Origin of the sequence: uncultured Veillonella sp. (assembly GCF_963551295.1) — a bacterium.
Taxonomy (GTDB): Bacteria; Bacillota; Negativicutes; order Veillonellales; family Veillonellaceae; genus Veillonella.
The window spans coordinates 1-3997 of record NZ_CAUVFT010000054.1 but is presented as its reverse complement, the minus strand read 5'-3'; the positions used below and the strand labels follow the sequence as shown (position 1 = coordinate 3997).

Genomic DNA, 3997 nt, shown 5'->3' with positions numbered 1-3997 from the left:
GCAAAACTATGTCTATCACCCAAAGCTACTGAATGACTCATACTTGGACTATAAGCTAGCAAAGGCACCATTTCTCTCGTATGATCTGTACCTTTCCAAGTCGGATCATTTCCATGATCTGCGGTGATAAGAAGTAAATCATCATCCTTAAGCAAGTCCAACAAACCACCTAATTGGTAATCAAAGTCTTCGATAGCACGCTTATACCCTTCTACATTGCGCCGATGACCGTACAGACTATCAAATTCAACAAGGTTGACCATCATGAGCCCCCGTGTGAAGCTTTGTCCCAACAGATAAGGAACTACGTTCATACCATGCGCGTTAGACTTTGTTGGATATGATTCATCCCAACCGACATGAGCATAAATATCACCGATTTTGCCAACCGCAACGGTCGGGATTTTTGAGTCTTGTAACTCTTGTTGTACCATTTTCTTTTCAGGCATGCGACTATAGTCATGACGATTTGAAGTACGTACAAAATGCCCTGGTGTACCAACAAAAGGCCGAGCTATAATACGCCCCACATAATAATCACCAATACATACTTTATCCCGTGTAATTTGACACATGCGATACAAATCTTCTAAAGGAATGATATCCTCATGAGCAGCAATTTGAAAGACCGAATCCGCCGATGTATAAACGATTGGCTTACCTGTTTTTATATGTTCTTCTCCGAGGCGTTCAATAATTTCTGTACCAGATGCTACCTCATTACCAAGAAAGCCATAACCCGTTTCCTTCATGAAAGTATCCATCAATTCCTTAGGAAATCCTTCGTAAAATGTCGGAAAAGGTACCGTTACAGGATGCCCCATCATCTCCCAATGACCACTTGTCGTATCTTTGCCGGAACTCGTTTCAGCCATACGACCATAAGCGCCAATTACAGACTCACTAAACTCTGATATATCAGCAATATTAGCTAAACCTAAAGATTTTAAATTTGGGCAGCGAATAGGTCCTGCTACAGCTTCGATATGTCCCAATGTATTCGAACCTTCATCGCCAAATTTAATCGCATCAGCTGCATATCCTACGCCGACACTATCCATTACTAGTAGAATAATTCGATTATACATATGTACTCCTAAATCTATATGAGATTAGTTACTCATATAATGTAAAAATACTTTGTAACATATTACAGTTAAAATCATCAATATGAATTAATAAAATACATAATATATTGAAAGATAAAATTTCTAAAACTTACTTAAGATATGGCATAGCAAGCATAAGGGCCGCCAAAGATTTGCTATCCTTAATATTCTCATTCTTGATAGCCTCCAATAGTTCTGGCAATGTGTAGTATTCTAACTCTACATATTCATCAGGATCCCAATTAGTTTCCCCCATGGTAAGCTCCTTAGCAAGATATAAATGTAATACTTCATTGCAGAAACCAGGACTCGTAGCAATCGTCCCTAGTGAGATCCATTGAGCTGCACGATAGCCTGTTTCCTCAGCAAGCTCCCGTTTAGCACAAACAATGGGTTCTTCATTTGGATCTAGTTTTCCTGCAGGTACCTCAAGTAATGGCTGCTGCAAAGCATATCTAAATTGACGTTCCATAACGATCTTATTATCCTCTGTTACCGCCACAATTGCTGTAGCTCCAGGATGATGCACCACTTCACGCCAGGCATCTTTACCATTTACATCGGCAATATCATAGGTAACCTGAATCAATTTACCATCAAATTTCACTTCACTAGACTTCTGTATTTCCTTACTAATTGCCATATATACCTCTAATCTTCTATTTTATGTAAAAACCCGAGCCTTCTTATGCGTTGTAAAATTTCCTCTAAGTACACTTTATTAGGAACAATAAAATCAATATTATCCCGCGTATGACGCTGAACTGTAATATTGTCATCCATAATAGCAAGAATCTTTTCTCTTGTTGTAGGCTCCACCATTTGCTTTATTACAAAAAGAAATCCATTATCTATATCTTGTTGTACTTTATTGTACATGTCGCCTATACCAATATAGGAGCTGCCTTCCTTTTCTACTATAGTAGAAATAAAATCTATAAAACGTTGAGGTATATACACCTTATTATCTTCAAAAGCAACTCTTTCATATGGTTCGGCATACATATCAAGATTATCTACAATGATTAAATATAGTAAACGAGAATAAACTCTGTCCATTTCTATAGTATAACCAGGTAGCTTTCTATGTATATGATCTACTATATCCTGAACAGTAAATATATCCCCCCGATCCATAACCTCTTTAATAGCAATATGGATACTATCCGTCATATTGGAAGGAATACCTGTATTAACAACACTGCAATAATATAATTTTGATAATACATCTATACTAACTCGTTCATTGCGAACAATCTTTTTACTATGTTTCTCTTTCGTTAATAGGGACATTCTAAACTGCGTATCATAAATGTAATCATAATATTGCTCTTTTGCAATATAATCATCATTTGCCAATTGAGCTATATTATCGTGAATATCCTCTGGTAGCCAACTTATAAAAGATCGTGAAAGAAATACATCCCCAATATATACACAACCTTGATCATTGGCACGTTTTATAAATTCATGTATATATACAGGATCATTAAAAGGCTCTAAATATTCATGAGCCACATAATAATCATTAGAGCTTAACACATTTTGGATGTTATCAATTTTATAGCTCGCTTTTTGACTTATCCGATTATCCATCCCCATCGTATCCGCTACGAGCTTCAATATATTCTTCGTATATAAAGTCCGTTCCATCAATGGTAGCTCCAACTCTTTTTGCTCTGCATATTGCATGATTTCTCGATACTGCTCTAATCGTTTCCATCCAGGATACGTATTATACGATACATAAGCTATACCGTTGTCGGATAAATTCTTATTGCAGATAGATAGAATTTTATCTTTTACCACATCTGGAACCCAGGACCAAATACCATGTACAATAATATAGTCAAAAGTGCCGAACGATTCATCAATATCTAGAATATCCTTCTCAATCAAATGTATATTGGTAAGTCCCATCGACGTAATCAGTTCATTTCCCATCTTAATCTGGGAAGATGATAAATCGATGCCCGTAAAGGACGCTTCAGGATAATATAAAGCTTGAGAAATAATGTTCCCACCAAAAGAACATCCAAGCTCAAGGACACGAGCCTTTTTTAAAGGCACTGGATTTAATCCAAATAACAAAGCTCGTGCCGCTAAAGTGTTCAACGAGGTCGCCCCAAAGGGTTGAGAAATATATACTACATCTTCATAACTCTTTTTAAGTACCTTATTCTCATCCAATACATGCATAGTATTTTGTGTAGTCTCAATATCATTCCCCATAACTGATGTACCTACGTTCTTTTTTTGTTTAGACTCCTGTTTCATAAAGCCTCCCGAATTTTCTACTAACTATAATAATTATTATATAGTATTATGTAAAAGAATTATAGCTGAAGAGATTAATTAACGCACAAAAACCGCCCAACAAAGTTGAGCGGTTTTTACTAATTTATACAAAACCATATATTATTTACATAGTTCCTGTGCTTCCAATGCCACCAGTTCTTACACCTGTGGCATCATCATCGTTTGTAATAAGGTATTTAGAGAATATACCTTGAGCAACGCGTTCGCCTTTATCAAGGGTAACTGTTTCTTTGCCAAAGTTAAGAAGGGCAATCATAATATGACCTTCATTATCCTCATTGTTGTAGTAATCACTATCAATGATACCTGTACTATTCACAAGTGCCAGATGTCGTTTAATAGCCATGCTAGAACGAATGTGAATGGCAAGATATTCATCGTATGCCATGAAAGCTTTAAGACCTGTAGGTACAAGTTTTATTTCACCAGGTTCCAATGTAATGGCTTCAGCGCATTCAATATCATAACCTGCGCTTTCAGTTGTTTTACGTGTTGGTAAGTTGATATCTTGTTCTTCAAAAGCAGAAACTACTTCAAAGCCACGAATATCCATGTAACACCTCTTATTT

General features: G+C 36.5%; 4 protein-coding genes. All 4 read right to left on the bottom strand.

Features of this window, described 5'->3' with window-relative positions:
* The coding region (locus RYO55_RS09570) for a phosphopentomutase (RefSeq protein WP_314985299.1) at positions 1 to 1088 on the bottom strand (1088 nt) is incomplete at its 3' end.
* Between the two features lie 130 nt (positions 1089 to 1218).
* Complete coding sequence (locus RYO55_RS09565) at positions 1219 to 1752, bottom strand: NUDIX hydrolase (RefSeq protein ID WP_314985298.1); 534 nt, start codon at positions 1750 to 1752, stop codon at positions 1219 to 1221.
* An 8-nt stretch (positions 1753 to 1760) separates the two neighbouring features.
* A complete protein-coding gene (locus tag RYO55_RS09560) occupies positions 1761 to 3386 on the bottom strand; it encodes a class I SAM-dependent methyltransferase (protein ID WP_314985297.1) in 1626 nt (541 codons plus the stop codon).
* 145 nt (positions 3387 to 3531) lie between these two features.
* The gene (gene dut, locus RYO55_RS09555) at positions 3532 to 3981 is read right to left on the bottom strand and encodes a dUTP diphosphatase (protein WP_077708355.1); all 450 of its coding nucleotides are present in this window, start codon (positions 3979 to 3981) and stop codon (positions 3532 to 3534) included.
* Positions 3982 to 3997: the final 16 nt, after the last annotated feature.

Bases quoted from the DNA above. Each gene is read 5' to 3' on its own strand.
- dut (WP_077708355.1), bottom strand. From the start codon at position 3,981: ATGGATATTCGTGGCTTTGAAGTAGTTTCTGCTTTTGAAGAACAAGAT.
- RYO55_RS09560 (WP_314985297.1), bottom strand. From the start codon at position 3,386: ATGAAACAGGAGTCTAAACAAAAAAAGAACGTAGGTACATCAGTTATG.
- RYO55_RS09565 (WP_314985298.1), bottom strand. From the start codon at position 1,752: ATGGCAATTAGTAAGGAAATACAGAAGTCTAGTGAAGTGAAATTTGAT.